1 protein-coding gene is annotated in these 1,842 nt (G+C 72.4%); it reads right to left on the minus strand.

What is annotated here, in order from left to right; all coding sequences use genetic code 11:
• Positions 1 to 26 precede the first annotated feature (26 nt).
• Entirely contained in the window at positions 27 to 1,574 is a 1,548-nt protein-coding gene (locus G6019_RS04870; protein WP_182613483.1) for an alkaline phosphatase PhoX, read from the minus strand.
• Positions 1,575 to 1,842 lie beyond the last annotated feature (268 nt).

Raw genomic sequence — 1,842 nt, forward strand, 5'->3', positions numbered from 1 at the left:
CGCCGGCTCGCGCCGGGCGAGGGGTGTCAGGCTCCCAGCCCCGCGCTGCCGAGCGAACCGGTGCCGGCCCCGGCGGCGCCGGCGAGACGCTCCCAGGGACCTGTCACCGCGAACGTGTAGCCGTCGCCCTGGATCGACACGAACATCACCGAGCCGTCCTCGTTGAACACCGGGCCGGCGAACTCCGAGTCGCTCACGCGGTTGCGGGCGATGGGGTACGCCCGGCCTCGGTCGTCGACGCCGACGACGTGCTGGATCCCGGAACCGTCCTCGGACACCACGACGCCGCCGTGGGGGGAGACCGTGATGTTGTCCGGGCCGTCGAAGCCCCCGCCGTCCGCGAGGTCGACGGACGGGTCCGGGTTCCTGCCGAAGACGGAGTACAGGGTGATGGACGCACCGTCCGGCGCGATGCGCCAGACCTGCCCGTCGTGCTCGGCCGCCGAACCGTCGCCCATCCGGGCGAAGGAGGCCACGACGTACGCGCCCTCCTTCCACCACGCGCCCTCGAGTTTGCGCGAGCGGGTGCCGCGGTCGGCGTAGGACTGCTTGCGGATCGAGGTGGTCTCCGCGAGTCGGTCGCGACCCGGAACGTCCACCCACTCGACCTGGTAGGTCGTGCCGACCGTGGTGGCCACCGACAGGTCCGGTACGTGAGCGCCGCCGGAGACGCATCGCATCATCTCGAAGGTGCCGGCCGTGTCGCCACCCTCGGAGCGGGCGAGCTCCGCGAGCGAGCCCGTACCCGGCTGGAACCCCGCCGGAGGGGTCCAGCGGTACACGTGGCCGTTGGGACTGCCCGCGTCCTCGGTGAGGTAGATGACGCCGCTCGTGGGGTGCACCGCGACGGCCTCGTGGGCGAACCGCCCGAGGAACTTCAGCGGCACCGTGGCCTGGGCCCGGTTGAGCGCGGTGTCCGGCGAGACCTCGAAGACCCAGCCGTGGTCCAGTGAGGCTGTTCTGCCCTGGAGCGAGCGTCCACCGGCCCGGAGTTCGGTCTCCTCGCAGGTGAGCCACGTGCCCCACGGGGTGACGCCGCCCGCGCAGTTGTTCACCGTGCCGGCCACGCCGACGTACTGCGACCTGCGTTCGCCCCGGGAGTCGACGGCGATCACCGTGCATCCCCCACCCGCCTGGTCGTCGAACGTGAGCCCGTCGGTCACCGGAACGACATGCGGTTCGCTGCCGCCGATCTCGTGGTTGAGGACGAGGAAGCCGCCACCCCCGCCCACGAGGTCACCGACCGAGCCCAGTGCTCCTGATAGAGAACCGAGGGGGCCGGAGGCCGGGAAGTACCCGGCGCCGTCGGGATCGGACGGGGACGCGGCGCCACCCTCCATGGTGGTCTCGCCCGCGTGCGAGACCACGGTGTACGTGAAGCCCTCCGGCAGATCGAGCAGACCGTTCGGGTCCGGCACCAGGTCCCCGTACCCCTCGGTCCCGACGCCCGTGGCGCCGGCGATCGCGCCGGAGCCGGTGAAAGTCCCGGTGAGGTTACCCGCGACGTACACCCCCGCGCCGAGAGCTGCCGCGCCGGCGAGGAATCGACGACGATCGATGCTGGTGGTTGCCATTGTTCCGGTGTCCTCTCCCCGCGGCCGGCCCGTCCGGCGCGCGGGTTCAGACGCTAGGGGCCGATGGAAACGGGAACGCGCCGTTGAGATGTCGCGGGCGTGAACGCGCGGCGGAGACGCGGTGCGGGCGTCCGCCCGCCGGCTGCACGGATCGGCTCGACGGGGCCCACCGGACCCCCGTGGTCGCCGAGTGTTCACCGACGGGCAATCGACCGGGCCCCCGGGGTGGCCTAATGTGACCGGCATGGCACTGCTGCCGGTGGACCTG

This window comes from Dietzia sp. DQ12-76 (assembly GCF_014145045.1).
Taxonomy (GTDB): domain Bacteria; phylum Actinomycetota; class Actinomycetes; order Mycobacteriales; family Mycobacteriaceae; genus Dietzia.

Excerpts from the sequence above, each read along its gene's own strand:
- G6019_RS04870 (WP_182613483.1), bottom strand. The coding sequence starts at position 1,574 with ATGGCAACCACCAGCATCGATCGTCGTCGATTCCTCGCCGGCGCGGCA.